The sequence below is a fragment of the Chromohalobacter canadensis genome, assembly GCF_034479555.1.
Lineage (GTDB): Bacteria > Pseudomonadota > Gammaproteobacteria > Pseudomonadales > Halomonadaceae > Chromohalobacter > Chromohalobacter canadensis.
Window position 1 is genome coordinate 2,558,497 of sequence record NZ_CP140151.1, and the last position, 25,765, is coordinate 2,584,261.

The following is a 25,765-nucleotide window of genomic DNA, read 5'->3' on the forward strand; positions in this document are numbered from 1 at the left end:
GACTGTTGGGCCATGGTCGCAAGTGGTGTCAGAAGGATAGCAAGAGCAGGATCAGCGGTGGTGAGAGTAGCGACAGCAAGAATCCGTTGACGATGGCGATGGGTACGCAGGCTACGCCGCCGTGTTGCTGGATGACGGGCAGGGTGAAGTCCATTGATGTCGCGCCGCCATAGCCGATGGCCAACGGCGTGGCGCGATGGATGACCAGGGGGATGAGCAGGAAGGCGAAGAGTTCCCGCGCGAGATCGTTGAAGAAGGCCACGCCGCCGAGCACGGGGCCGAGCTGGTCGCCGATGAGAATCCCGGAAAGTGAATACCAGCCGAAACCGGCGGCCATGGCGAGGCCTTCGTTCCAGCGTAGATCGAGCAACGGGGCGGCCAGTAAGCCCCCCAGCAGAGAGCTGAGGGCCACACTGATCGCGATGACCAGCCCATGGCGATTGAGCAAGATTTGCTTGAGCGGCATGCCCGAGTTGCGCAATTGGCAGCCGATCAGCGCCAGTAGCAGATAGAGCGTCCATTCGGCGAGCGGCTCTGCCCAGGCATGTACGACCCCGGCGCCCCAATGGCTTGCTGCCACGCCGAACAGTGTCCCCAGGATCACTACCCCGGCGAGCGACAGTGAGCCGATCAATGCTGCACCGGTGCTGGTCGGCGCATCGGGGAGGCGGGGTGATTGTCCGGTGTGCAGGCGGCTGCGACGTGACAGCCAGGCCAGCGCCAGCAGGTTGAGCGGGGTGATGATCGCGAACAACGTGGCGGCCTGGCCGCTCATCCGCGAGAGTTGGTCGAGCAGGTCCTCGAGCCCCGCGAGGCTGATGCCCATCAGGAACAAGATGACGTAGACCGAGCCATTGACGCCACGGTCGATCGTGGCAAGCATGCCGGTATGACGTACCGGCACCAGATAGCCCACGATCAGAGGAAGCAGTATCAACAAAAGTCCGGCCAGCATGCCCGCTCCTGGGTAGTGTAAGTCATCTCGGAAGCGGCCACTCTATGTGAGCCGGGGGGAGCATGCAAAAGCTTTTGCTTATGGGTAGTTAGCGCTTTTCATCTCGATGCAGTTCGGTCAACGCCATACGACTCGTCAGCTCGCCATCGCGGTAGTATTCCACGCTGATCAGCAAGCCGGGCGTGGTCGATGAAAAGGCCAGGCGCAGGCGGCGGTCGGGCTTTTCCGGGTTCCACCCATCGACCCAGCGTGCGTCGAACCCGCCGGCCGGGACCTCGAGCGTTTGCGGTGCCGCGACGCGATATGCGAAATGCTCGGTACGTCCCTTGTGGTCGGCATACGCCAGTTCGCATGGCGTGGCTTCGTCATCCTGACAGGGGGCGTCGTCCAGCTTGCGGGATAGCTGGAACATGGCGCTCTGGCGATCGGGCAGGTCGGCGAGATCGCGTGCCGATAGGTGGTAACGCTCCCCGAGGCCGAACAATGAATAGCCGCTGGCGTAATGCCAGGCGTGCACCTCGTCGCCGTCGAGGCGGAACTTGCCGCGCTCGTAGCCCTCGGCGGTGAGGACGCTGGCGCGCATCTCGCTTTGCCAGTCGTTCGCCGAAAGATGGCTGATACGATGATGGACGTCGGCATCCGGCCAACCGTCGAGGCGCAGGTGGTAAGTCGCAGTGAAGGGCTGGGGTGCGGCATGTGCGTAGGAAATAGCGCCGAAACTGATCCAGCAGGCGACGAGGGCCAGGGCGGCGAAGCGGTGCAATCCGTGCATCTTGGCCTCCATTAGGTGCCGGCGCGGGGCGCCATTTCCATGTGCAGTGTGGCGTGTCAGGCACTACGCTGAAAGGGTAAAAGCCAATCCGTTCCTACCTTCCCGCAGGAGTCCGATGCATGGCCAGAATACTCGTGATTGCCGGTGATTTCGTCGAGGACTATGAAATCATGGTGCCCTTCCAGGCACTGCAGGCGATGGGGCATGGCGTCGATGCGGTCTGCCCGGACAAGAAAAAGGGCGATAGCGTCAAGACGGCCATTCACGATTTCGAGGGCGATCAGACCTATTCCGAAAAGCCCGGCCACCACTTCATCGTGAATGCCAGCTTCGCCGAGATCGAGGCATCGAGCTACGATGCGCTGGTGATACCGGGTGGGCGCGCCCCAGAATATTTGCGCCTCGATGAACGTGTGCTTTCCATCGTGCGTCACTTCCTGGAGGCGGACAAGCCCGTTGCCACGATCTGCCACGGAGCACAGTTGCTCGCCGCTGCGGCATCGCTTGCCGGACGGCGTGTCTCGGCATATCCCGCCTGTGCGCCGGAGGTGCGCCTGGCGGGCGGCGAATTCGTCGAGCTCGCGGCGGATCAAGCGGTGACCTGTGGTCGGTTGGTCTCGGCCCCGGCCTGGCCCGCGCATCCCGAATGGTTGAAGCAGTTCAACGTCTTGCTGTGAGCGCCCGAGCCGAGCGCTTGGTGGATCATCGCATGTTGTCGAGGTCGTCGCGGGTGGGCAGTGCTGTGTAAGCGCCGGGGCGAGTCACGGCGAAAGCCCCGCAACGACAGGCACGCTGGATGGCGTCTCGCAAGCGGGTTTCGTCCTGGCACCAGTCGCCAAGCGTGGCGGCGGTGACATCGGCTTCGGCCAGTTGAGCCAGCAGGCCGCCTACGAAGGCGTCGCCCCCGGCGGTCGTGTCCACGGCCGTCACTTCGGGCGGCGTGACGTGGATGACCTTGCCAAGCCGATGCACGACGACTGGGGCTGGACCGTCGGTGATCACGATCAGGCGTACGCCAGCGGCCAGACGCCATTGCAGCCAAGTATCGGCGTCGTGGTCGCCGCGTAGCGCCTCGAGTTCCTCGCGGGACAGCTTGAGCAGGTGCGCGTGATCGAGCAAGGCGGTGACACGGCCGATATCGACGCGATTATCGGGCCAAAGGTTGTGGCGCAGGTTGGCATCGACGCTGATCAAGGCCTCGCCGCGCCGGGCGATGTCGGCGATGCTCAGCGTGGTCTCGGCAATTGCGTCATCGGTGAGGCTGTTGCTGCACAGATGAAGGATCGTCGGCTCGGCGAAGATGCCCGCAGGCAAATGCGCGAGACGGTAGAGCAGATCCGCCGCGGGCGGGCGATAGAAGTCGAAACGCCGTTCACCCTGGGCATCGCGCGAGACGAATGCCAGGGCGGTACGTGCCTCGCGCGTGCGGCGAATATCCTCGACCGACACACCATGACGCGCGAGTTCCTCGACGAGGAAGTCGCCGAAGCGGTCCTCGCCGAGCATGCCCAGGAAACGACTCGACATCCCCAGACGCGCGCAGGCCACGGCGACATTGGCCGGCGCGCCGCCCGCATAGGGCGTGAAGGTTTCCGGGATGTCGTCGGCGGCGCCATCCAGGCGATTGGATAGCATGTCGACGAGGGCTTCGCCGAAGGCGATCAGCGGTGTCATGACGCATCCTCCCGAGGCTTCTTGCCGCGCGTTTTATCCTTGCTCTTGGCGGTGGTCGTCGGAAAGTGCTCGCGGACCAGCGACAACAAGCCTTGAGTGGACACATCGAAATCCGCGGCATTGGTGTCGATGCGCTCGCTGATCTCGCCGGCGATGCGCTTGCCGAGCTGAACGCCCCATTGGTCGAAGGAATTGATATTCCAGATCACGCCTTGAACGAAGACCTTGTGTTCGTACAGCGCGATCAGTGCGCCCAGGTTCTTGGGCGTCAACTCATCGAGCAATAGTGTGCTCGAAGGGCGGTTGCCGGGGCAGCTGTAGGGATCGAGCTGGCTACCGTCCTGGCTGCCTTCCATGAAGGCGTTGGCCTGCGCCAGCATGTTGGTGAGCAGGGCGAAGTGGTGATCCTCGAATTCCGGCTCAGGCTTGAGCGAGGCGATGAAGTCGATGGGGACATAGCGCGTGCCCTGGTGCAGCAGTTGGAAGAACGCATGCTGCCCGTTGGATCCCGTTTGCCCCCAGACGATGGGGCCAGTCTTGTAATTCACCGGCTGGTCGAAGATATCCACCGACTTGCCGTTGGATTCCATGTCGAGCTGCTGGAGAAACGACGGCAGCTGATGCAAGGCCTGGTCGTAGGGCACGATGGCATGCGTCTCGGCGCCGGTGAAGTTGATGTACCAGATGCCGATCAACGCCATGATCACCGGCATGTTCTGCTCGAACGGTGCCTCGATGAAGTGCTGGTCCATCTCGTGGGCACCTTCGAGGAGTTCCATGAAACCTTCGAAGCCGATAGAAAGTGCGATAGGCAGTCCGATCGACGACCACATCGAGTACCGCCCACCGACCCAAGCCCAGAATTCGAAGACATTCTCCTCGCGAATGCCGAATTCCATCGCCGCCTTGCGGTTGGTCGAGGCCGCGATGAAATGCGCGCCGACGTCGGCGTCTTCACCGGCATGGTCTAGGAACCATCGCCGTGCGGTTTTGGCGTTGAGCAGCGTTTCCTGGGTCGAAAAGGTCTTGGTCGAGACGATGAACAGCGTGGTCGCCGGGTCGAGCGCTCTCAGCACTTTCTGAATATGTGCGCCGTCGACATTGGAAACGAAGTGGAAATTGAGCTCGTCGTGGCGGTACTTGAGCAATGCGCGGCAGGCCATGTTGGGCCCCAGGTCTGAGCCGCCAATGCCGATGTTGACCACGTCCTTGATACGTTTGCCACTGTAGCCCTTCCATTCGCCGCTGCGTACTTCTTCCGAGAAGCGTTTGATCTGCTCGCGCGTGCTCTGGATCTCGGGCATGACGTCCTTGCCGTCGGCATAGACGGGCTCGTCACCGAGGTGGCGCAAGGCAGTATGCAGGACCGGACGGTCTTCGGTGACATTGATGATGTCGCCGGAAAACATCTGCGCTCGCCGTTGCACCAGTGCCGAGTGGTCGGCGAGCTCGATCAATTTGGTGAACACGGCATCGGAAATGTGGTGCTTGGAATAGTCCAGGAACAGGCCGCCGACACGCAGGCTCATCTTATCGAAGCGCTTGGGATCGGTGGCGAAGTAATCGCTGATGCGATCATTGGCGGTCTCGCGATTGAGACGTTCGAGAGCGCGCCAGGTGACGCTGCGCGTGAGTTGGAACATGGCGTCATCCTTCTTCATGAATCGAGCAACATGACCACGCGGGTCGGATCGATGAATCGTGTCAGCTTGCCATTGACTCCACAATGGGCCTTCGACGAAAGCTGCATGCGAGCCACTGCCTAGGGCACTCGGTGGCTGCGTGCCTCTTCGAGCAGTGCGAACCAGGTGGCACGGTCAAGCATCAGGTTACTGTCTCGGTGCAAGGCTTGAATACGGCTGTCCTTGAGGGTGCCGATAACCGGTGCAGGATGCCCCGGCAGGCGCCGCAACCAAGCCAACGCCAATCCGGCGGTACTCGATTCGAAGGCGTGGGCGAAGCTCTCCAGCGCGCTGCCCAGGACATCCTCGAAGACCAATCCTCCACCTAGTGGCGACCAGGCCATGGGCGCGAAGTTGTCGGCGATCACGGCATCGTAGAACCCATCGAAAAGCACTTCCGGACGTGCCAGTGACAGCTCAAACTGATGCGCGCCGAGCGGGTGGCGCATGGCGGCCTGCAGGCGCCGCCACTGCTCGGGCAGGAAGTTTGAAACACCCACCGCGCCGATCTTGCCGGCGTCGATGGCGGCATCCAGTGCGGCTGCAGTGGCAGGGGCATCGAGTAGCGGGTCAGGACGGTGCAACAGGAAGTGATCGAGGCGCTCGACGCCAAGCTGCTTCAGCGAAGCGTCGATCCGCGTGTTCAGGTATTCGGGGGAGGTGTCGTAATGCTTGACCCCGAAACGCGACGTGTCACGAGCGGGCAGCACGATGTTGGTTTTGGTGATCACCTTGACGCGGGATTTGAGCGCCGGACGCCGTGCCAAAGCCTCGCCGAATAGTCGTTCACACTCGCGATTGCCGTAGATATCGGCGTGATCGAACCAGTCGAGCCCTTCATCGAGACGTGCCTCGATCCAGTCGGCCAAGCGCGTGGCGCCGGCTAGCTCAGGACGTTCATGAAGGCGCATCATGCCTAGCACGAAAGGGACGTCGAAAGTCAGCTCATCGCTCATTGCGGCATGTCCTCGCGGGTCAGGGTGGTAGCCAGAAGGTGCTGGGCGCCGGGCACCAGCCACACGGGGTCGATGCGTGTGCAGGCGGCTTCGACGCACACGAAGCGATGGCCTACGTCGGCAGGCGTGTCGCCGGGCAATTCGGTGTCGGGATGCCAGACTACCGTGGAGTCGCTGCCTTGCTTGGCGATCCGGAGGCGACGTGCGCCGTCGTCGAGCACGAGTGGACGGTTGGATTCGTAGATACGATCCAGGGGGCCGCGCACGCCGAGCTCGCCTTGTTGGTGTGCCTCGGAAAAGTCCTGGAGCTTGTCCAGGTAGCGAGCGCCGGCCAGGCCCTCGACACGGCATTGGTGCGTATGCGCAACACTCAGGTAGCTATGCAAAGCTGCGGTCAGTTTCACTGGCGTTTCACCGCGGTGCTCGGTAATCAGCTCGACATGCAGGCGCTGGGCGCTGGCGTGGATCATTACGCGGGGCGTGAGTTGTTCGTCGAGGCGCGTTGTCGGCGACAGGTGCACCTCAACGCCTTCGTCCTCGTCGTCGATCCCATCCAATCGCCACTCGGCCTGGCGGGCAGTGCCATGCATGGGCCCGCGGCCGTCCGGCGACTCGTCGGCGAACCATGGCCAGCACACCGGGATACCGCCGCGTATCGTGCCCGGCAAGGCTTGTGGCGTGGGCGTTACCCATAGCCAGCCATCCTTCGTGCCGGGTGCCGATTGGGCGCCAGCGGCTCGCCCGGTTTCGGGGGTGAACGGTAAATAATGCAGCACCTGGGCGCCTTGCAGAGAGACCGCCAATTCGCCCCAGTCGGCATTGAACAACAGCACGCGACGTTCTTGCCATTCGGCTTCGCGCTGCCCCTGAGTCGCGTCGAGCAACTGACGCAGGGAATCGGGAATCATGCTACCTCCTCGTTATGTAACGCTTCGCAGGCACCCAGCAACCCATTCCAGGGTGCCGTGACTACCCACACGGGAATGTGAGCAGTGTACGCGTGCATGCGCCCTTTGTCGGTGAAGGCGTCACGGAAGTGGCTGTGGGGCAGCCAATCGAGAAGGCGCGGCAAGATGCCGCCACATAGATAGACGCCGCCGCGCGCACCGAGCATCAAGGCGGCATCGCCGCTGACATCGCCGAGAATCTTGAGGAAGCGCTCGAGAGACTGACGCGCGAGCGGGTCGCCGGCACGTGCTGCGCCGGTCACCTCGGCGGGCGTGTTGTAGTGGGCAATCTGTTTGGCTAGATGCGCATTCGCGCGATAAAGATCCAGTAAGCCTTGGCCACAGAGAATACGCTCCACCGAGACGCGCCCGTAGTGCTGATGGAAGTACGCCAATAGCTCGCGTTCATGCGCGTCGGTAGGCGCGAAGGACACATGCCCGCCCTCGGTAGGTAGCGGTATCCAGTCGTGCTGACCGGGAAAGAGACCCGCCATGCCCAGGCCGGTGCCGGGGCCGAAGATCAATCTTGCGCTGCCTGGCGCGGCCTCGCCGGCCCCTAGCGGTACCAGGTCCTTGGCATCCACGTGGGGAACGCCGAGTGCTTGTGCGGTGAAGTCGTTGATGACCTTGAACAGCTCGAAGCCGAACTCCTCGGTGACCTGGCGCTTGGAGAAGCACCAGGCGTTGTTGGTCATGCGGACTTCATCGTTGTGTACGGGGCAGGCGAAGGCGAGGCAGGCCTCCCGGGGGACTTCCGCGCCCACCTCGTCGAGGTAGGCGCGAATCGCCTCGGACAGTGTTGGATAATGCGCACAAGGAAGCGTTCGAATGGCCTGAAGATCGAACGCCCCCGGTGTCACCAAGGCGAAGCGGGCATTGGTGCCACCGATGTCGCCAATCAAGGCAGGGCGGCTCATTCAAGCATCCTCGCCCTGAATGTGTGCCCCTTGGCGAGCGAGATCGTCGGCCTCGAAGCCGCCCAGCACGCTGCAGCCTTCCTCGCCGCGCATGGCGAGCTGGCGGAAGCCGCCGAAGAGTTCGCGCCCCAGTCCCACATGATAGTGGTCGAGATCGCCGACGCTTTGCTCGCGTTGCGCCCAGGTCTGTGCATCGAGTTTTACTTCCAGGCTACCGTTGTCGGCGTCGAGGCGTACGACATCGCCATCGCGCAGCTTGCCTAACGGACCGCCGTCGAGGGCCTCGGGGGTCATGTGGATCGCCGCGGGGACCTTGCCGGAGGCGCCGGACATACGGCCGTCGGTCACCAGCGCGACCTTGTAGCCGCGATCCTGGAGGACCCCGAGATAGGGAGTGAGCTTATGCAGCTCGGGCATGCCATTAGCCTTGGGACCCTGAAAGCGGACGACGGCGATGACGTCGCGGTCCAGTTCACCAGCTTCGAAGGCGCTCTGGAGGTCGTTTTGATCTTCGAAGATCCGGATAGGCGCCTCAACCAGGCGATTTTCTTGCTTCACGGCGGAGATCTTGATCACGCCGCGTCCCAGGTTGCCGTCGAGTACCGTCAGCCCACCGGTCGGGGAGAAGGGATTCGATACCGGGCGCAGGACGTCCTCATCGAGGCTTTGCTCGGGGCCTTCACGCCAGATCAGTTCGCCGTCTTCGAGGAAGGGCTCTTTGGTGTAGGCCGTCATGTCGGTACCGAACGCGGTCGGGATGTCGCTGTGGATGAGCCCGGCCTTGATCAGCTCGCGGAACAGGAGGCTCATGCCGCCCGCGGCCTGGAAGTGGTTGATATCCGCCTGGCCGTTGGGATAGACGTGCATCAGGCTCGGTGTTACAGCGGAAAGGTCGGTGAAGTCATCCCAGGTCAGGGTCAGCCCCGCAGCGGCGGCCATGGCCACCAGGTGCAGGGTGTGGTTGGTGGAGCCGCCTGAGGCGAGCAGGCCGACGATGGCATTGACGATGGCACGGGCATCGATCTGCTTGTAGAAGGGCCGGTAATCGCCACCCGGCTCGGTGTTGCGGATCGTCTGCTGGGTGGCGAACTGGGTCAGAGCCTCGCGCATTTCGGTGCCAGGATTGACGAACGATGTTCCCGGCAGGTGCAGGCCCATCATCTCCATCATCAATTGGTTGGAGTTGGCGGTGCCGTAAAAGGTGCAGGTGCCGGGGCTGTGATAGGACTCCGACTCGGCTTCCAGCAGGTCTTCACGCGAGGCCTTGCCCTCGGCAAACAGCTGGCGGACCCGGGCCTTTTCCTTGTTGGGCAGGCCGCTGGGCATCGGGCCGGCGGGCACGAAAGTGGCCGGCAGGTGGCCGAAACGCGCCGCCGCAATGAACAGCCCCGGGACGATCTTGTCACACACCCCGAGGTAGAGGGCGCCATCGAACATGTTATGCGATAGGCCGACCGCCGTGGCCATGGCGATGACATCGCGTGAGAACAGTGACAGCTCCATACCGGGCTGGCCCTGGGTGACGCCGTCGCACATGGCGGGGACACCACCGGCGAACTGGGCGGTCGAGCCCATTTGTCGAGCGGCATCCTTGATGGTCGCAGGGAAGGTCTCGAGGGGCTGGTGCGCCGACAGCATGTCGTTGTAGGCCGAGATGATGCCCAGGTTGGCGGAGTTCATCAGCTTGAGCTGATTCTTGTCCTGGCTGCCGCAGGCGGCGACGCCATGAGCAAGATTGCCGCAGCTGAGGTCGCTGCGGTGGACCCCGCGCTTGTACTGATCGTGCATGCGCTTTTCGTAGAGCGCCCGGCGTTCCTTGGAGCGTTCTTCGATGCGGCGAGTAACGTCGGCAACGGTCTGATTCAGTGGCATGTCAGGACCTCATCAAGTGCGTTGGGTGATCATGTAAGTAAATTTAGCAAAAAATACCTTGATGGTCGTGCGTCTTTTGCCCAAATTAAGGGGATAGCTGTAGTATTCTTCCAAAAGATACTTATCGTATCCTTGGGGTCACGCCAATCAAAGGAGGAAGCCATTATGACGCTGCGTATTGCAATCAACGGGTTTGGGCGTATCGGTCGTAACGTCCTGCGGGCTCTCTACGAAAACGGTTACCGCGACCGCGTCGAGGTCGTGGCCATCAACGATCTGGGCGACCCGTCGCTCAACGCCCATCTACTCAAGCATGATAGCGTGCATGGGCACTTCATGTTCGAAGTTGGGCACGACGACGAGTCGCTGAACGTCGATGGCGACCGCATCCGTATACTGTCCGAGCGTGATCCAGCCGCCTTGCCCTGGACATCGCTGAATGTCGACCTGGTCATGGAGTGCACGGGGCTCTTTACCAAGCGTGACGCCGCCGCCAAGCACCTCGAGGCCGGCGCCGAGCGTGTGTTGATCTCTGCGCCCAGCGGCGATGCCGATGCCATGGTGGTGTTCGGTGTCAACGAGGACGTATTGACCAGCGAGCATCGTGTGGTCTCCAACGCTTCTTGCACCACCAATTGCCTGGCGCCGGTCGCCAAGGCGCTCAACGATGCGGTGGGTATCGAAAACGGCTTGATGACGACGGTGCATGCCTACACCAACGATCAGAACCTGTCCGACGTCTACCACAAGGACCCCTACCGGGCACGTAGCGCGACCCAGTCGATGATTCCTACCAAGACGGGCGCCGCAGCGGCTGTGGGTCGAGTATTGCCCGAGCTCGAGGGCAAGTTCGATGGCTTGGCGGTCCGCGTGCCGGTCATCAACGTGTCGCTGGTCGACTTGACCTTTACTGCCGGCCGCGAAACCACTCAGGAAGAAATCAATGCCATCGTCGAGAAAGCGGCCGAGTCTTCTCCGGTGCTGGCTTCCAACGCCCAGCCACTGGTGTCGATCGATTTCAACCACGATGCGAACTCTTCCACCTTCGATGCCAACCACACGCGCGTCAACGGCCGTCTGGTCAAAGTGATGGCGTGGTACGACAACGAGTGGGGCTTCTCCAACCGTATGCTGGATACGGCACTGGCAATGCACGCGACGAAGTAAGTCCGTCGTCGGTGACGTAACCACCCCGTGTGGGAGCGTCCGGATACACGTCTCGCGCACTCACGGCTCCGCTCGATCGTTGTCCGTTCGCTCTCGCTTCCCATCGGGTACGCAAGGTACTCGAGAAATCAGGCGCCTCAGGGCGCCTTTTTTCTGCCGGGAGACTCAAGATTCGATACCCCTCTGCCGATGTTAAAGCTAAGGCAGCACCGCATTGCCATTGGCATATTGCAACTTTCGTGACGATGCCAGCTCCTGTCCTTTAGAGAATGACGAAGTGCCATAATGGGTCCATCATCACGTCATGGTCGGGTTTACCCCCTTCCTGTGATAGACTTCAGTAGGCATGCATCATTTCTCATCAACGGAACGGGCATCATGCGCGATTTTGTGCAACAGGCTCATCGGCTGGTCGGTGTCATGCTGCGCGACGGACACCGCAATCGCCAAGGAAAGATCACCGGTGTCGATCAATCGCGCGACACGCCTGCCGTCTACGTCGCTTGGTCGGGACAGTCCCGTTGCGAGCGTGTGGCGCTGAGCATTGAAGAGCTGCGCACCCTGGTGTCGGCCTATCTCGAAACGCATGATCGCCGACCCGTTGAGCAGGCCGAGCCGGAGGATTCACCGGCCTCGCCGCCGCAGCGGCGCACCGGGGTGCGGTAGCCCGTTTGTGCCTTCGTCGAGTCAGCGGTCGTGTGAATTCGTCACGAAGCCTGTGAAGTGGGGCGATGACTCATTATGGATATACCGGCCGCGAAGGGTTTCTCCACCCTTCCCAGCGATTGCGATGCATTGCTGGAGGGCTCTCCTGCCATTCTATATGCGACCGGCCCCGGCTGGTGGCGCAACGATCTGCACTACGTTAGCCATAACCTCGCGACGTTGATCGGTGCCACGCGGGCGCAACTTCAATCTACCCCTGGTTGGTGGTTGGAGCATGTGTGCGATGCCCAGGAAGTCGAGGCACGTTTGTTCGCGGGACTGGCAGCGGGCGAGTCGCGTATTCGCTTGTATTACCGCATCGCCTGCGCCAACGGGCGTGTTCGCTACTTGCAAGACGATATCATGGTGCAGCGTGACGCTACGGGCGATGTGATCGAGCTGATCGGCTCCCTGGCAGATATCAGCGAGACTCAGGTGGCGTTGACCCGTCTGGAAGCGCTGGCCGACAGTGAGCGCCACTATCGCTTTATCGTCGAGAATGTCAGCGATGCCATCTTGCTGATGGACGCTGACGGGGAATGCCGCTTCGCGTCGCCGTCGATTCAAGGCCTGCTCGGGCATCGTCCTGAAACTTTGCATGATCGCGGGCTGCTGGGGTTGTTGCCGCCGGATGACGCGCCGCGCGTGCAGCGCCTGATTCATGATGCTGCGCGTCATGGCGAGCCGCTGCGCATGGAGCTTCGCATGCGTCATCGGCTAGGCCATTATGTGTGGCTGGAGACCTGCTGTTCGCCCTATTTGAACCCTGCCAGTGAACGCTACGAATGGATTCTCGCGGTGGCCCGCGACATTACCGACCGTAAGCATCGCGAGCATCGTCTGCATGAGCTTTCGACAACTGATAGTCTCACCGGGGCGCTCAATCGTGGCGCCTACTTGAGTTGCTTGCGTAGCGGCCTGGAAGCCGCCGACCATGTGTCTCAGCGTGTGTCCTTGGTGATTTTCGACATCGACCATTTCAAGACGGTCAACGACACTTGGGGGCATGCGGCCGGTGACCTGGTGTTGGCTTGTGTGGGTGAGATATGCCGCACCGCGTTGCGTGATCAAGATGTGTTCGGGCGTATCGGCGGGGAAGAGTTCTCGTTGATGCTGGCTGGTCAGTCGCTGAACGACGCGGCGTTGCTGGCCGAACGGCTGCGCAAGAAATTCGAAAGCGTGAGGGTCGAATTTCATGGCGAATGGCTGAGTTTCTCAGTAAGTTTCGGCGTGGCGGAACGCCAATCCCGTGAGGGGGTGGAGTCGCTGCTACACCGCGCCGACATGGGGCTTTATGCCGCCAAGCACAACGGTCGTAACCGCGTGCATCAGGCACCGCCGCAACCCATATGAGCACGTTATGCAATTACCCGACCCTCGTATGCCACATCGCCGCGCGTTAGCCGGACACGGCGTAAGAATCAAGGAGAAGAAGATGATGCGAATTCTGCTGGCCTGTTTGCTGAGCATGCTGAGCCTCGGCGCCTGGGCGGATACCGTGGAAGGTCCGAAGGTCGTCGGCGAGACATTCGAATACTCCACTGGCGGGGAAACGTATCAGGGGTACCTGGCACGCAACGTCAATGACGAGGAGCCGCGCCCGGCGGTGTTGCTGGTGCACGAATGGTGGGGCCTCAACGATTACGCCAAGTCACGTGCCGATCAGTTGGCGGCGCTGGGCTTCGTCGCCTTGGCAGTCGATATGTACGGTGAAGGTAAAAATGCACAACACCCTGACGATGCACAGGCGTTTTCCAAGCGAGTGATGAGCGATTGGCCCACGGCGCGCGCGAGTCTCGAGGCGGCCATGGCCAAGCTGCGGGAGCAGCCCTACGTGCGTGGTGATCGCATGGCGGCGTTGGGATATTGCTTCGGCGGAGGCGTGGTGATGAACATGGCGCTGGCGGGTATGCCCATCGAGGCGGCGATCAGCTTCCATGGCAGTCCCACTCAGGCGGTTTCCGACCCGCAGCCCTTCGACGGCATTGTGCAGATTCACAATGGTGAGGCCGATGGCCTGGTCGAGTCGGATGCGCTGGAGTCGATGGCACAGACGCTAAGCGACCAGGGCGCCGAGGTGCGCGTGGTGCAGTACCCAGGCGCCAAGCATGGTTTCAGCAACCCGGGGGCCGATGCCAAGGCCGACGAGTTCGACCTGCCGTTGGGCTATGATGCCGCCGCCGACGCAGCTTCTTGGCAGTCGGCCCTGGTGGCACTGGATCGCGCACTCAATAAGGACTGACATGCATTCTGGCGGCGCCGTGACGCCGCCAGAATGCTGTCCATAGTGACATCAGGCGCGCCGTGAGAGAGCCAGAACGCGCTTGGCGAGTTCGATCATGTCGGCGTCGCCGGTGTTCTTGTCGGGAACATCGGAGAGCTTGATCACCGGGATCCAATGCTGCCCCTCGGGACGCGCCTCGGTCATCTTGATGACCATGTTCATTGGCGTGACGCCGACATCGTTGGTGAAGTTGGTGCCGATGCCGAACGCGGTAGTGATGCGTCCACGACAAAAGTTGTCGATGCGCTCCACGCGCTCGGGGGTCAAGGCATCGGAGAAGATGATGGTCTTGGTGCGTGGGTCGATGCCCATGCGTTCGTAATGCGCAATGGTGGCGGCCGCGAATTCAAGTGGGTCGCCGCTATCATGACGCACGCCATCGAAGAGCTTGGCGAACTTCTTGTCGAAGCTGTCGAAGAAGGTGGCGGAGGTAAAGGTGTCGGTAAGCGCGATGCCCAGGTCGCCGCGATAGACATCTACCCAATGCTCCAGAGCCAGGCTGTTGGCCATCTTGAAGCCGAAGCGTGCGCCGTGAAACATGAACCACTCATGGGCATGCGTACCGATCGGCTTGACGCCATGACGCATGGCCAGGTGCACGTTGCTCGAGCCGGAAAAGGTATCGCCACCGTGGTGGCACAGCGAAGCTACGACGCGGTCGTGGACGCTATAGGAATAGCGCCGACGAGTGCCGAATTCGGCGATCTTGAGGCCTAGACGCTTGTAGTGCTCGATCTTGTCGCGCGTGCGAGTATCGATGAGCGCATCCGAGTCGCGCTGGCCGTCGCCCATTTGATACCAGATCTCGCTGATCAGCGCCATCAGCGGCACTTCCCAGAGGATGGTGCGATACCAGAGCCCCTCGATGTGCAACGTAAAGTGTCCGCCTTCCTGTACGATCTCGACCTCCTCGGGGTTGTAGTGAAACCCCGAAAGGAAGTCGAGATAGGTCGGGTCGAGGTAGGGGCAAGTGCGTTCCAGGTAACGCTTTTCCTCGAGGGTCAGCGACAGGTTCGCCATGGCGTCTACTGCCTCGCGCAGCCGCTCGGCAAAACCGGGGGGAAAGGAGTGGTCGCCCCGGTTGATGAACGCATAGCGAGCTCGCGCATAAGGAAAGCGCTTGATGACCGCGCTTTGCATGGTGAACTTGTAAAAGTCGTTATCGAGGAGCGAATCCAGCATCGTGCATCCTATACGGCGAGGTTCCGAAACGGGGGCGTCAGCTTAGCGCAGCTGTACGATAGGCACCACTACCGCAGCCGGTGCGACGACGGCTGGTGAAGTGCTCACATGAAGGCGATGACACCAAACATGGTGATCATGAAACCGCCGAACAATAACAAGCCTGCGATCGACAGCAGGAGTAGCAAATACCCGAGAATGAGTGCCGCCAGTGCCCAGGCGTCGCCCTGTTCGCCCGTACGACGGATCTGTCGGCGTGCCAGGTGGCCGCAGACGACGCCGCCCAGCGCGCTAGGCAGCACGAAGATGCCCAGCACGCTGAGCGCAAAAGCGACGATGGCCATGGTGTTGAGCTGTGGCGTTGGCGGCGGCGTAGGTGGCGCGGGCGTGACGCGGGGCATCGCTTGCTCCAGAAAAGGGTTGGCCTCACCCTAGCATGAGCCGTGATATTCGGGAATCCGCTTCGGGAGGCGTGGCGATGGGCTTGATGATACGGGAGCTGACGCGCGTTGCCGATGTCCCGCTCGAAACTTGGAATGCGTTGGTGGGCAGGCGCTACCCTTTCCTGCGGCACGAGTTCCTGGATGCCCTGGAAAGTACCGGCTGTGTCGACGCTGAGAGTGGTTGGGTGCCGCGTCACCTCTCGCTGTGGCAGGGCGAGCGCCTGGTGGGCGTGTTACCGCACTACCTCAAGATGCACTCCTTCGGCGAGTACGTCTTCGACTGGAGTTGGGCCGATGCCTGGGAACGTGCCGGTGGGCGGTATTACCCCAAGCGGCTGAGCGCCATTCCCTTCACGCCCGCTATCGGGCCGCGCCTGGCCGTGGCATCCGATATCTCGCTCACTCAGGCTATACAAGCGGTGGCAGCTTTTTTCGAGGAGCGCGGCGACGACGTGTCGAGTTGGCATTTGCTGTTTGCCGATGAGCGCGAAGTTACGCAGTGGCAAGTACAGTGGCCGTCCTTGCTGCGGCGTGAGGCGGTGCGTTTCGAGTGGCGCGATGCCGGCTACGGTGATTTCGAGGGCTTCCTGGCGTCGATGGTCGGAAAACGGCGCAAGGAGATCCGCCGTGAACGCCGCAAGGTCGCCGAACAGGGGTTGAGTCTGCACCGGCTGAGCGGGGGCGATATCGATGCCGCTGCGTTGGCCCACTTCTATCGCTGCTACCGCATCACCTACCTCGAGCGCGGACAGATGCCCTATCTCAGTGAAGCGTTCTTCACCCGGCTGCGCGCGACGATGGGTGAGGCGCTCATGCTGGTGCAGGTGCGTCAGGGAGATACGCCGGTTGCCGCGGCGCTTTATCTGCAAGGCGGTGATACGTTGTATGGACGTTATTGGGGGAGTGAAGTCGTTGCCGACTGCCTACACTTCGAAGCATGTTATTACCAAGGCATCGAATACTGCCTGGAGCAGGGGCTTAAATGCTTCGATCCCGGTACCCAGGGCGAGCACAAGTTGCTTCGCGGCTTCTCGCCCGAACTGAGCACTTCACTGCATTACTTGCCGCATTCGGGATTTCGGGAGGCGGTCGCACGGTTCTGCGTCGAGGAGCGCCAAGCCATGGGCCACTATCGCTTGGCATGCCGCGAACGCTTACCGTTTCGTCCCGTACAGTGAGCAGACGCCATCGCAGGGAAGCGTGCCGTGGCGCGGCCATGGAAGGATCACATGAGGAAGTCTAGCGCATGAATTTTTTCTATGAAGCAGCGGTGCTGCTAGGCGCGGTCATCATCGCCGTACCGCTGTTTCAACGTCTGGGATTGGGCTCGATACTGGGCTATCTCGCGGTGGGATTGCTGCTAGGGCCGTCTGTGCTTGGCTTTATCGCCGAACCTGAGGAAGTACTACATTTCTCCGAGTTCGGCGTGGTGATGTTGTTGTTCCTCATCGGCCTCGAAATGCAGCCCTCGCGTTTGTGGAGCATGCGCAAGCAGCTGTTCGGGCTGGGGCTTTTGCAACTGCTGGGATGTGGCGTTTTGTTGACGCCCATTGGCCTGGCATTGGGGCTGACATGGGAGCTCTCGGTGCTGCTGGGGCTGATCCTGGCGCTGTCTTCCACGGCGTTCGCTCTACAGCTTCTCAATGAACAGCATCGCCTGGCGACACCCCACGGCCAGACGGCGTTCTCCATCCTGCTTTTCCAGGATCTAGCAGTTATCCCGCTACTCGCCTTGTTGCCATTATTCGCGGGCGACCTTAGTGGCCAAGACAGTGCGGTGTGGCTCGATATCGGCAAGGCCGTGGGCATGGTGCTGGCGGCGATCGTTTTCGGACGCTTGATTTTCCCGCGTGTACTGGCGCTCATCGCGCGCAGCGGTGTGCATGAGGTGTTCACCGCTGCGGCGTTGTTCATGGTGCTGACCATGGCCCTGGTCATGGAGTGGGCGGGCTTGTCCATGGCGCTGGGGGCGTTCCTCGGTGGCGTCATGCTGGCGGATACGGTTTATCGGCACGAGCTGGAAGCCAACATAGAGCCCTTCAAGGGCATCTTGCTGGGGCTGTTCTTCATCGCCGTGGGTATGTCGGTCGACCTGGCGCTTGTCTTCGACAACGTATGGTGGGTGCTGGGCATCACCTTGGGGCTACTGGTGGCCAAGCTGGTCGTCATTACGTTGGTGGGCATGGTAGCGCGCTTGCCGCGTCAGGAGATCCCGCGCTTGGCGACGGTGATCGCTCAGGGCGGTGAATTCGATTTCGTGCTGCTCAGCGCGGCGGTCAGCGCGGGGGTTTTCGATCAACGTATCGCCAGTCTGTGTATTGCAGCAGTGACCTTGAGCATGTCGCTCACGCCGTTTCTTTATCGTGGCGGTAACCGGCTCGCCTCCCAGATGGGGGAGAGCCGCCCCTATGATAAGGACTTCGGCGACGAGACACCGCCGGTGCTGATCGCAGGGCTGGGGCGCTTTGGTCAGATGGTGGCGCGTGTGCTCAAGTTACAGGGCATCAACTTTACTGCACTTGATCCCAATATCACCCAAGTGGAGTTCATTCGCCGCTTTGGCTCGCGCATCTATTATGCCGACGCCGCGCGTCTCGATGTCTTGCGCTCGGCGGGCCTCGCCCAAGCCAAGGTGCTGGTGATCGCCGTCGACGACGAGGAAGCGGCACTGGTCATCGCGAGGATGGTGCGTAACCACTACCCGCAGATCAAAATCTTCGCCCGTGCGCGTAATCGTCATCATACCTGGAAGTTGATGGAGATCGGCGTCGAGACCGTTGTACGCGAGACGTTCGCCTCAAGCATGGAGATGAGTGTGGAGGTGCTCAAGGGCCTTGGCTACCCTGGTTCCAATGCACTCGAGGCCGTGCGTACCTTCCGCGACTTCGATAATCAATTGCTGGCATCATCCTACGCGCACCGCCATGATTTGGAGACCTTGAGAAAGACCGAGCATGAAGCCATTGCTGAATTTCAGGCGCTTTTTCAGCAAGAGTTGAAGCAGCGACGAGGCAAGGAAACGGATGCCGCGCCGCCAGCGGGGATGGCAAGCACGTCCGTGCCGGAGGACCGCTGAACACGTTTTGCGTTGTGCGCTGCGGAGAGGGGCAGGGCGTTCGTGGCGCAAGGTGGGAAGCAGTTAACGGGAGGTCGATATGCAGGAGTCGCTGCGTGCCGTATTGGCATCGCAACATCTTGTCGCTCGGGGTGAGCTCCGGGCTCTTGCGGGGGGCGACATCGCCGAGGTCGCCTGGCTGGAAACCGATCAGGGCGCGGTGGTAGTCAAGCGTGACGCCCCCGAGGCCCTGGCTGCCGAAGCCGAGGGGTTGCGCGCTCTGGGTCGGGCGAACACGGAGCTGAAAGTGCCGACGGTGATCGCCCAGGAAGGCGAATGGTTGATCATGGAGGCATTGGCATCGGGCGGCAAGCGCGATGCAGCGAGGCTTGGCGCCGGTCTGCGCGAGTTGCACGCCGTTCACGGCGAGCGTCACGGATGGCCGAGTGATAACCGCTGCGGGCCCACGCCACAGCGCAACACGCCCTGTGATGATGGTCGCGTGTTTCAACGCGAGCGCCGGCTGATGCCGCTAGGCACGGCCTGCGTTGAACGCGGCTTGCTGCCCGCAACGTTGCTGGACGCTCTGGGCGATGTCGCCGACCGGCTCGAGACGTGGTTGCCGGACGTGCCGCCAAGCCTTGTGCATGGCGACCTGTGGTCTGGCAATGTGCTTACCACACCCGAAGGGCCGGCCATCATCGACCCTGCTGTCTACTATCATTATCCCGAGGTCGATCTGGCGATGCTGACGCTGTTTGGCGCGCCGGGCGAGGCGTTCTTCGAGGCTTACTGGGATGGTGCTCGCCCTGATGACTGGGAACGTCGCGAGACGTTGTTCCAGTTATACCCGCTGCTTAATCACCTGCTGTTGTTCGGTGGTGCCTACCGAGCGGGCGTCGAGCGAGCTATCGTGCGCTTGCAATCGACTTAATGTTGGCGGGGCGTACGTAACAACCGTTGCCACCATGTATTGCCAACAGTAGGAGGGACGCACCGTTCACGTACCCGAGGAGTGTCGAGAAACGCGGCGATCGGGGCGCTCTGTGAAGACTTGTCGAGCATGGGGGCGTGGCCGCACCCGGGCACTTCGAGGATGCGGGTGCTAGGTTGGTGGTGACGCATGGTCGATAGTGTTTGGCGTGACAGGATATCGGATTGCATGCCGCGTATGGTCATCAAGGGACAATGTAGGGCTTTCCAGGCGGCCCATAGATCGCGTGGCGTATCGTGGACGAATTGCTCGGCGATACGAGGATCGAAATGGTGGCTCCAGCTACCATCGGGTAAACGCCGAGCACTGCCCAAGAGCAGGCGTTGCCATACCGCCTCGCTATCGATACCGAAGCTCTGGTAGTGATCGCGGATTTCCGATTCCAGTGCCCGCAAGGTCGTGAACCGCTGCGTTGAGATGAAGTGATTCGCCAGGCGTTGCAGGCCTTTCGCTTCGATGGTCGGGCCGACGTCATTGAGGATAAGAGCCGCTACACGGTGGCCGTGTGACGCGTCGGCGGCCAAGAGTAGCCCCAGCAGCCCGCCCATCGACGTACCCAGCCAGGGAACGCTCGTGAGCTCGAAGTGATCGAGGACCGCGATGGCAATACGCATGTAATGTGCGTAGAGATAATCGTAGGCGGGAAAGAGCGACCAACTGGAAAGGCCGCGTCCTGGTGTATCGGGGGCGATCAGCCGCCAGCGGGGGCCAAGCAGTCGAGCCAGGAACTCGAAGTCGCCGCCATGCCTCGATAGGCCGTGCCAGGCGATCAATGTCCGTGGGGCATCGGGATGCCAGACGCGCACGGCGATCTCGAGCTCACGGTGCTGGAGCAGAACAAGCTCATCCACGGCGCGGTCCTGAATATCGGCACGTCTTCAGTATAGACGTGATGCTGCAATGCAGTAGAACCTTAGACGCGCCGCGTGATGAGGTAAAACAGACGGTCGATCGCCTCGCCTCCGCTTTCGCGCAGCGAGAAACTATCGGGAGCTCGGAGCCAATCGTGTACCAAGCCGCCGATCATTGAATGCAGCATCAGGGTGGCGGCATCCGGTGCGATCTCGTCGATGAGCAGGCCTTCATCATGGGCCTGTTGAAAACAGCGCCGTACGACTTCGCGGCAATCCGAGGCCAAGCGGTTTTGAAGCTCCACAGGGTTGATGTCGCTGATGAATTCGCAGCGATGCATCAAGATGGTGTGGACACGACATGAACGTGGGCGCTCGAGCATCTCGAAGGCGTGTAGCGTGGCGAGTCGCAGCGTATCCAGCGGTCCTGTGACCTGGCACTCGACGGTGATGTCGTCGATGATCTGCTGGAGCGGCATCTTGACCCGGTCGAGCATGGCATGGAACAGGTCGGCTTTGTTCTTGAAGTGCCAATACACGGCACCGCGCGTCATGCTGGCATGACGTGCGATATGTTCGAGCGAGGTACGTGAGACGCCTTTTTCGAGGAAGACGTCTTCGGCGGCATCGAGCAAGGCTTCTCGCGTGGCCTCGGCTTCGGCTTTGGTTCTGCGGGGCATGGCGTGATCTCGTTGATGAATCCAGCCAGACGGTAGGGATGAGCACCGAGTGGCGAGACTTTTTTAGCCATCATACCCCAAGTGAATGGCATTTACATTCATGTATGTATGCGTGTAGTCTTAGCCATCATTGATCTCGATCAAACAAGGTAAAATACCGATGGTATCCACGACAGGGAATGAGCGCCGGGGCCTTTGGGCCGTGGCGTTGGCGGGCGTTCTGTTGATGGGCTGCGGCAGCGACGACGATGCCCAGCAGCGGTCAAGCGACGCTTCTTCTCCGCCGCCTAAAAAAGCTCAGGTCATGGAAATGGCCAAGCGCGACCTTTCGCTCGACAAATCTTATCCTGCCATGCTGCGTAGCGATAATGAAGTGACTGTCGTGGCTCGTGTCAGCGGTACGCTCGAGGAGCGGCATTTCGATCCCGGCCAGCAGGTCGAGAAGGGTGAGAGTCTCTACACGATCGAACCTGAAACCTATCAAGCGACCGTACGCCAGCGTGAGGCGGATCTGCAAAGTGCGCGGGCTGATGCGGAACTGGCGCAGACCAATGCCGACCGTTACCAGCGCCTGCTCAAGCAGAATTCCGTCAGTGTACAGCAGCGTGATCAGGCGCAGGCCGATCTCAAGGTCGCGCGTGCCAGCGTCGCTCAGGCACAAGCGTCGCTTGATAGCGCGCGTATCGATCTTGATTACACCGATGTCGAGGCGCCGGTGTCGGGCATGATCAGCCTGAGCGAGGTGAACGTCGGCAATCTCGTCAACGATGGCGCCGAGTTGGCGACGATTACGCCGCTCAATCCTCTCGAGGTGCGTTTCCAGCTCCCTCAGGAAGAAGCCTTCGAACTGCGGCGTCAGCGCCAGCAACAGGGCAAGGAGGCGATTACCGCCGAGCTGCAGATTCCGGCGTTACCGGGGCAGACCTTGAAAGGGCGCGTGGAATTTCTGGGCTCGCGTGTCAGCGAAAGCACCAGCACCGTGCAGGCGAATGCCTTCTTCGATAATCCCGACGGCATGTTCATGCCGGGACAGTTCGTGCGTGTCGAGTTGGAAGGCCTGAAGCGTTTTGATGTGTTCGCCGTGCCCGAGATTGCCGTGACGCAAGGGCTGATGGGCCCTCAAGTCTATGTGCTGAATGAAGAAGGCAAGGTGCGCACGCAGACCGTGCAGCTCGGTGATACAGCGGGACCGTGGATGATCATTACGGACGGGATCAAGTCGGGAGACCGCGTCGTAGTCAGCGATCCGGGCAACATCAGCGCTGGCGTGGCTATTGATCCCCAGCCGTTCGACGGTGATGCTGAAGCCCTCTCGGGTGCCGGAGAAGGTGAGGCTGCATCAGGAAGCCAGACTAAGAAGGAAGGGTCATCCGATGCCGACAGCCAAGCCAACGAGGAAGGTGGAGCCTGACGGATGAATATTTCCAACTTCTTCATCAAACGGCCGGTCTTCGCTACCGTTATCTCGGTCATCGTGGCGGTGATCGGGATAATGGCAATGCGTGTCTTGCCCATTGAGCAGTATCCCAGCGTGGTGCCGCCGACGGTCTCCGTGCAGGCGACCTATCCCGGTGCCGACGCCGAGACGGTCTCTAAGACCGTGGCGGCCCCGATCGCCGAGGCGATCAACGGGGTCGAGGACATGATCTACATGACCTCGACCAGCGCCGATAATGGCTCGATGCGGATGAATGTCTCGTTCGGTATCGGGACTGACGGTGACATCAACACGATCAACGTCAATAACCGTGTCCAGCAGGCGCTGTCGCAGTTGCCTGAGTCGGTGCAATCGCAAGGGGTCACGGTCGAACTGAGTTCAAGCAGTATCTTGATGTTGGTGGCATTGACGTCGCCGACGGATGAATACAACAACATCTACATGCAGAACTACGCCACGCTCAATATCCTCAATGAACTTCGCCAAGTGCCCGGTGTGGGAACGGCTGAGGTGCTGGGGGGTGGCGAGTTCGCCATGCGTATCTGGCTCAATCCGGATAAATTGGCGCAATACGACATGACGTCTGCCGAGGTGGCCAGTGCCATCCGGTCGCAGAACACCGAAATTCCGGCGGGGGCCTTGGCCCAGGCGCCGCAAGAAGATCCGCGCGCGTATACGTATACCATTACGGCGCCGGGGCGTTTGGCTAACGCGGACCAATTTCGCGATATCATCCTGCGTACCAACAACGATGGCTCGGCGTTGCGTTTGAGTGATGTGGCGCGTGTCGAGCTGGGTGCGTCGTCCTATTCGGTTAACGCCAACATGAACGGCGCCACCATGACGCCGATCATGATCAATCAGCAGCCCGGCGCTAATGCCCTGGAGACCGCCGAGGCCGTCAAAAGCAAGATGGATGAGCTCTCCGAGCGGTTTCCGCCGGGGCTCGAGTATGACGTGCCTTACGACACGACATTGTTCATCGATGCCTCGGTGGAGTCGGTCTTCCATACGTTCATAGAGGCATTGCTGATCGTTGCGGTGATCGTGTTCATCTTTCTGCAGAACTGGCGCACCACGATCATTGCCATGTCAGTAGTGCCGGTCTCGGTGGTGGGAACCTTCGCTGGTCTGTACCTGTTCGGTTTCTCGATCAACTTGTTGTCGCTTTTTGCCATGGTGCTGGCGATCGGTATCGTGGTCGATGACGCGATACTAGTGGTGGAAAACGTCGAGCGATTGCTGGAAGAAGATCCCGAAATACCCATACGAAAGGCGGCCATCACCGCCATGAAAGAGGTTAGCGGCCCCGTTATCGCGACCTCGTTCATCATGGCAGCGGTGTTTGTACCGGTGGCCTTCTTGGGTGGTTTTACCGGCCAGATTTACCAGCAGTTCGCGTTGACCATCGCGATCTCCGTGGCCATTTCGGCGGTCGTGGCCTTGACCTTCACGCCGGCAATGAGTGCGCTTTTCGTCAAGCACAAGTCGGAGATAGGCGATTCCAAGATCGCGCGTGCCGCCTCGACGCCATTCCGTCTGTTCGATCGTTTCTTCGAGTCGGTGACGCGGGGTTACATGGCAGTCGTACGTTTGCTGGTCAAGGCTTGGGTGCTGACGCTGATATTGGCGGCGCTCATCATCGGCTTTTCCTATTGGCTGTACCAGAGCAACCCCTCGACATTGATACCTGAAACCGACCAAGGGATCGCCATCGCGAGTGTCACCTTGCCACAAGGCGCGTCCGTGGCACGTACCACCGAGTACATGGATAAACTGAGTGACAAGATCGAGCAGGATCCGGCGGTCGCGTACTCCACGGCGGTGGCGGGCTACGACATGCTGTCCAGTGCGGTCAACACGGCCAAGGGTGTGATGTTCATCACCATGAAGCCGTGGGGCGAGCGTGATGAGTCCGTCGAGGACATGATCGCCAAAATCAATCGAATTGGGGCTGGTCTAGAGGGTGGTACGGTAATGGCTTTCAACATGCCGCCGATCATCGGGCTTTCCACCACGGGGGGCTTTACCGGTTATCTGCAGTCCTATGGCGGGGCTGACTCTCAGGAGTTGATGCAGGCTTCCGGTAAAATAATGCAAGCTGCCAACCAGCGTCCGGAGCTGGCCCAGGTGTTCACCACCTTCGATGCTTCGGTGCCATCGTATCGGGCGCATATTGACCAGGAAAAAGCTCTGAGTTACGGCGTGTCGATCGATGATCTCAATACGACGCTTTCGAATACGCTGGGCAGCGGTTTCGTGAACTACTTTACATATCAGAACCGCAATTTCCAGGTCTACATGCAGAATGAGGATACGTTCCGGCAAACGCCCGACGATCTAAACAAGATATTCGTGCGTGGCGGTGATGGCGAGCGTATACCGATTTCCGAGTTCGTGACGCTCGAGCGTCAGTCGGCTCCCTCTGTGGTATCGCGTTTCGGGGTCTACCCGTCGGCGCAGTTCCAGGGTGGCCCTGCGCCGGGCTATAGCTCGGGCCAGGCGATCGCCGCGATGCAAGAGGTGGTTCAGCAAGAACTCGGCAACGAGTGGGGCATGGGCTGGACAGGCACGTCCTTCCAAGAGGCCAATGCCGGCAATGCCGCAATTATTGCCATTACCTTCGGCATTCTGATGGTCTTCTTGATCCTGGCAGCGCAGTACGAAAGCTGGGCGTTGCCGCTGGCGGTTATTACGGCGGTACCGTTTGCCTTTATCGGATCCATCGGTGGGATCGTGCTGCGTGGATTGGACACCAGTGTCTATGTTCAGGTGGGCATGCTGGTGGTGGTCGGGTTGGCGGCCAAGAACGCCATCCTGATCGTTGAGTTCGCCGAATTGCAGCGGCGCGAGCTCGGTAAGTCGATCCGGGATGCCGCATTGACCGCCTCCGAGCTACGTTTCCGGCCAATCGTGATGACCTCGTTGGCATTCATCTTCGGGACCTTGCCGTTGGCCATCGCGAGTGGTGCCAATGACACCAACAGCCATCACATCGGCACCACGGTGGCGATGGGGATGGTCTCGGTGGCCGTGTTGGCGAGCTTCTTCGTGCCGGCGTTCTACACGATGATCGCCAATGTGCAGGAGTGGCTGCAGCGCAAGCGTGGCGTATCCTCCCCTCATGAGGATGACGACGAGGCGTCGGCGACGTCCGGACCACCGGCCAGCCGCCACTGATTGCCGATTGA

At 60.9% G+C, this 25,765-nt stretch carries 22 protein-coding genes; 10 read left to right on the plus strand and 12 right to left on the minus strand.

Going from position 1 to position 25,765, the window contains the following annotated elements; all coding sequences use genetic code 11:
* Positions 1-28: 28 nt before the first annotated feature.
* Together SR908_RS12135 and SR908_RS12140 are read right to left on the minus strand one after the other, a co-directional pair.
* The gene (locus SR908_RS12135; protein ID WP_246921574.1) at positions 29-955 is read right to left on the minus strand and encodes a lysine exporter LysO family protein; all 927 of its coding nucleotides are present in this window, start codon (positions 953-955) and stop codon (positions 29-31) included.
* An 88-nt stretch (positions 956-1,043) separates the two neighbouring features.
* Positions 1,044-1,727 (minus strand): hypothetical protein, encoded by a 684-nt coding sequence (locus SR908_RS12140; RefSeq protein ID WP_246921576.1) that lies wholly within the window; start codon positions 1,725-1,727, stop codon positions 1,044-1,046.
* Between the two features lie 119 nt (positions 1,728-1,846).
* Between SR908_RS12140 and SR908_RS12145 the strand changes: the two genes are divergently transcribed.
* Positions 1,847-2,404: a DJ-1/PfpI family protein gene (locus SR908_RS12145; protein ID WP_246921578.1), complete on the plus strand. Its 558-nt coding sequence runs from the start codon at positions 1,847-1,849 to the stop codon at positions 2,402-2,404.
* 25 nt (positions 2,405-2,429) lie between these two features.
* Here the strand turns inward: SR908_RS12145 and SR908_RS12150 are convergent, their stop codons facing one another.
* From SR908_RS12150 to edd, 6 genes are all read right to left on the minus strand, one after another.
* A complete protein-coding gene (locus SR908_RS12150; RefSeq protein WP_246921580.1) occupies positions 2,430-3,401 on the minus strand; it encodes a carbohydrate kinase family protein in 972 nt (323 codons plus the stop codon).
* Positions 3,398-5,044 (minus strand): glucose-6-phosphate isomerase, encoded by a 1,647-nt coding sequence (gene pgi, locus SR908_RS12155; RefSeq protein ID WP_246921582.1) that lies wholly within the window; start codon positions 5,042-5,044, stop codon positions 3,398-3,400. The genes SR908_RS12150 and pgi overlap by 4 nt, the downstream gene beginning before the upstream one ends.
* Before the next feature lie 119 nt (positions 5,045-5,163).
* Complete coding sequence (locus SR908_RS12160; RefSeq protein ID WP_246921584.1) at positions 5,164-6,039, minus strand: aldo/keto reductase; 876 nt, start codon at positions 6,037-6,039, stop codon at positions 5,164-5,166.
* Positions 6,036-6,947 (minus strand): D-hexose-6-phosphate mutarotase, encoded by a 912-nt coding sequence (locus SR908_RS12165; RefSeq protein ID WP_246921587.1) that lies wholly within the window; start codon positions 6,945-6,947, stop codon positions 6,036-6,038. Before SR908_RS12165 ends, SR908_RS12160 begins: the two co-directional genes overlap by 4 nt.
* A complete protein-coding gene (gene glk, locus SR908_RS12170; RefSeq protein ID WP_075370186.1) occupies positions 6,944-7,903 on the minus strand; it encodes a glucokinase in 960 nt (319 codons plus the stop codon). The genes SR908_RS12165 and glk overlap by 4 nt, the downstream gene beginning before the upstream one ends.
* A complete protein-coding gene (edd, locus tag SR908_RS12175; RefSeq protein ID WP_246921590.1) occupies positions 7,904-9,775 on the minus strand; it encodes a phosphogluconate dehydratase in 1,872 nt (623 codons plus the stop codon). It abuts the gene before it with no gap.
* A gap of 165 nt (positions 9,776-9,940) precedes the next feature.
* Here edd and gap point away from each other — a divergent pair, with 165 nt between their 5' ends.
* The 4 genes from gap (at position 9,941) to SR908_RS12195 (ending at position 13,889) form a co-directional block, all read left to right on the plus strand.
* A complete protein-coding gene (gap, locus tag SR908_RS12180) occupies positions 9,941-10,942 on the plus strand; it encodes a type I glyceraldehyde-3-phosphate dehydrogenase (RefSeq protein ID WP_097022719.1) in 1,002 nt (333 codons plus the stop codon).
* Between the two features lie 378 nt (positions 10,943-11,320).
* A complete protein-coding gene (locus SR908_RS12185; protein WP_097022718.1) occupies positions 11,321-11,608 on the plus strand; it encodes a hypothetical protein in 288 nt (95 codons plus the stop codon).
* 75 nt (positions 11,609-11,683) lie between these two features.
* On the plus strand, positions 11,684-13,000 hold the full coding sequence (locus tag SR908_RS12190; protein ID WP_246921594.1) for a sensor domain-containing diguanylate cyclase: 1,317 nt from the start codon (positions 11,684-11,686) through the stop codon (positions 12,998-13,000).
* 82 nt (positions 13,001-13,082) lie between these two features.
* Positions 13,083-13,889: a dienelactone hydrolase family protein gene (locus SR908_RS12195; RefSeq protein ID WP_246921596.1), complete on the plus strand. Its 807-nt coding sequence runs from the start codon at positions 13,083-13,085 to the stop codon at positions 13,887-13,889.
* A 51-nt stretch (positions 13,890-13,940) separates the two neighbouring features.
* Here SR908_RS12195 and pncB read toward each other — a convergent pair whose 3' ends face one another.
* Positions 13,941-15,113 carry a nicotinate phosphoribosyltransferase gene (gene pncB / locus SR908_RS12200; RefSeq protein ID WP_246921598.1) on the minus strand — a complete coding sequence of 391 codons (1,173 nt, stop codon included), beginning with the start codon at positions 15,111-15,113 and terminating at the stop codon, positions 13,941-13,943.
* 104 nt (positions 15,114-15,217) lie between these two features.
* Positions 15,218-15,514, minus strand: coding sequence for a DUF4190 domain-containing protein (locus SR908_RS12205; protein WP_246921600.1), 297 nt, complete (start codon positions 15,512-15,514; stop codon positions 15,218-15,220).
* 35 nt (positions 15,515-15,549) lie between these two features.
* On the opposite strand from SR908_RS12205, the gene SR908_RS12210 reads away from it, so the two are divergent.
* The 3 genes from SR908_RS12210 (at position 15,550) to SR908_RS12220 (ending at position 19,545) form a co-directional block, all read left to right on the plus strand.
* Positions 15,550-16,734, plus strand: coding sequence for a GNAT family N-acetyltransferase (locus tag SR908_RS12210; protein ID WP_378076110.1), 1,185 nt, complete (start codon positions 15,550-15,552; stop codon positions 16,732-16,734).
* Positions 16,735-16,802: 68 nt separating this feature from the next.
* Positions 16,803-18,632 carry a monovalent cation:proton antiporter-2 (CPA2) family protein gene (locus tag SR908_RS12215; RefSeq protein WP_246921602.1) on the plus strand — a complete coding sequence of 610 codons (1,830 nt, stop codon included), beginning with the start codon at positions 16,803-16,805 and terminating at the stop codon, positions 18,630-18,632.
* 79 nt (positions 18,633-18,711) lie between these two features.
* A complete protein-coding gene (locus tag SR908_RS12220) occupies positions 18,712-19,545 on the plus strand; it encodes a fructosamine kinase family protein (RefSeq protein ID WP_246921604.1) in 834 nt (277 codons plus the stop codon).
* Here SR908_RS12220 and SR908_RS12225 read toward each other — a convergent pair.
* Positions 19,542-20,456 (minus strand): alpha/beta fold hydrolase, encoded by a 915-nt coding sequence (locus SR908_RS12225; protein ID WP_246921606.1) that lies wholly within the window; start codon positions 20,454-20,456, stop codon positions 19,542-19,544. The two genes, SR908_RS12220 and SR908_RS12225, sit on opposite strands and share 4 nt — an antisense overlap.
* A 62-nt stretch (positions 20,457-20,518) precedes the next feature.
* Positions 20,519-21,136: a TetR family transcriptional regulator gene (locus SR908_RS12230; protein WP_246921608.1), complete on the minus strand. Its 618-nt coding sequence runs from the start codon at positions 21,134-21,136 to the stop codon at positions 20,519-20,521.
* A 160-nt stretch (positions 21,137-21,296) separates the two neighbouring features.
* On the opposite strand from SR908_RS12230, the gene SR908_RS12235 reads away from it, so the two are divergent.
* Positions 21,297-22,547 (plus strand): efflux RND transporter periplasmic adaptor subunit, encoded by a 1,251-nt coding sequence (locus tag SR908_RS12235; RefSeq protein WP_246921611.1) that lies wholly within the window; start codon positions 21,297-21,299, stop codon positions 22,545-22,547.
* Between the two features lie 3 nt (positions 22,548-22,550).
* Positions 22,551-25,754, plus strand: a complete 3,204-nt coding sequence (locus SR908_RS12240; RefSeq protein ID WP_246921614.1) for an efflux RND transporter permease subunit — start codon at positions 22,551-22,553, stop codon at positions 25,752-25,754.
* Positions 25,755-25,765 lie beyond the last annotated feature (11 nt).

What these genes read in the sequence shown, in the direction of transcription:
- SR908_RS12135 (WP_246921574.1), bottom strand. Translation starts at nt 955, where the DNA reads ATGCTGGCCGGACTTTTGTTGATACTGCTTCCTCTGATCGTGGGCTAT.
- SR908_RS12140 (WP_246921576.1), bottom strand. Translation starts at nt 1,727, where the DNA reads ATGCACGGATTGCACCGCTTCGCCGCCCTGGCCCTCGTCGCCTGCTGG.
- SR908_RS12145 (WP_246921578.1), top strand. Translation starts at nt 1,847, where the DNA reads ATGGCCAGAATACTCGTGATTGCCGGTGATTTCGTCGAGGACTATGAA.
- SR908_RS12150 (WP_246921580.1), bottom strand. Translation starts at nt 3,401, where the DNA reads ATGACACCGCTGATCGCCTTCGGCGAAGCCCTCGTCGACATGCTATCC.
- pgi (WP_246921582.1), bottom strand. Translation starts at nt 5,044, where the DNA reads ATGTTCCAACTCACGCGCAGCGTCACCTGGCGCGCTCTCGAACGTCTC.
- SR908_RS12160 (WP_246921584.1), bottom strand. Translation starts at nt 6,039, where the DNA reads ATGAGCGATGAGCTGACTTTCGACGTCCCTTTCGTGCTAGGCATGATG.
- SR908_RS12165 (WP_246921587.1), bottom strand. Translation starts at nt 6,947, where the DNA reads ATGATTCCCGATTCCCTGCGTCAGTTGCTCGACGCGACTCAGGGGCAG.
- glk (WP_075370186.1), bottom strand. Translation starts at nt 7,903, where the DNA reads ATGAGCCGCCCTGCCTTGATTGGCGACATCGGTGGCACCAATGCCCGC.
- edd (WP_246921590.1), bottom strand. Translation starts at nt 9,775, where the DNA reads ATGCCACTGAATCAGACCGTTGCCGACGTTACTCGCCGCATCGAAGAA.
- gap (WP_097022719.1), top strand. Translation starts at nt 9,941, where the DNA reads ATGACGCTGCGTATTGCAATCAACGGGTTTGGGCGTATCGGTCGTAAC.
- SR908_RS12185 (WP_097022718.1), top strand. Translation starts at nt 11,321, where the DNA reads ATGCGCGATTTTGTGCAACAGGCTCATCGGCTGGTCGGTGTCATGCTG.
- SR908_RS12190 (WP_246921594.1), top strand. Translation starts at nt 11,684, where the DNA reads ATGGATATACCGGCCGCGAAGGGTTTCTCCACCCTTCCCAGCGATTGC.
- SR908_RS12195 (WP_246921596.1), top strand. Translation starts at nt 13,083, where the DNA reads ATGATGCGAATTCTGCTGGCCTGTTTGCTGAGCATGCTGAGCCTCGGC.
- pncB (WP_246921598.1), bottom strand. Translation starts at nt 15,113, where the DNA reads ATGCTGGATTCGCTCCTCGATAACGACTTTTACAAGTTCACCATGCAA.
- SR908_RS12205 (WP_246921600.1), bottom strand. Translation starts at nt 15,514, where the DNA reads ATGCCCCGCGTCACGCCCGCGCCACCTACGCCGCCGCCAACGCCACAG.
- SR908_RS12210 (WP_378076110.1), top strand. Translation starts at nt 15,550, where the DNA reads ATGAGCCGTGATATTCGGGAATCCGCTTCGGGAGGCGTGGCGATGGGC.
- SR908_RS12215 (WP_246921602.1), top strand. Translation starts at nt 16,803, where the DNA reads ATGAATTTTTTCTATGAAGCAGCGGTGCTGCTAGGCGCGGTCATCATC.
- SR908_RS12220 (WP_246921604.1), top strand. Translation starts at nt 18,712, where the DNA reads ATGCAGGAGTCGCTGCGTGCCGTATTGGCATCGCAACATCTTGTCGCT.
- SR908_RS12230 (WP_246921608.1), bottom strand. Translation starts at nt 21,136, where the DNA reads ATGCCCCGCAGAACCAAAGCCGAAGCCGAGGCCACGCGAGAAGCCTTG.
- SR908_RS12235 (WP_246921611.1), top strand. Translation starts at nt 21,297, where the DNA reads ATGGTATCCACGACAGGGAATGAGCGCCGGGGCCTTTGGGCCGTGGCG.
- SR908_RS12240 (WP_246921614.1), top strand. Translation starts at nt 22,551, where the DNA reads ATGAATATTTCCAACTTCTTCATCAAACGGCCGGTCTTCGCTACCGTT.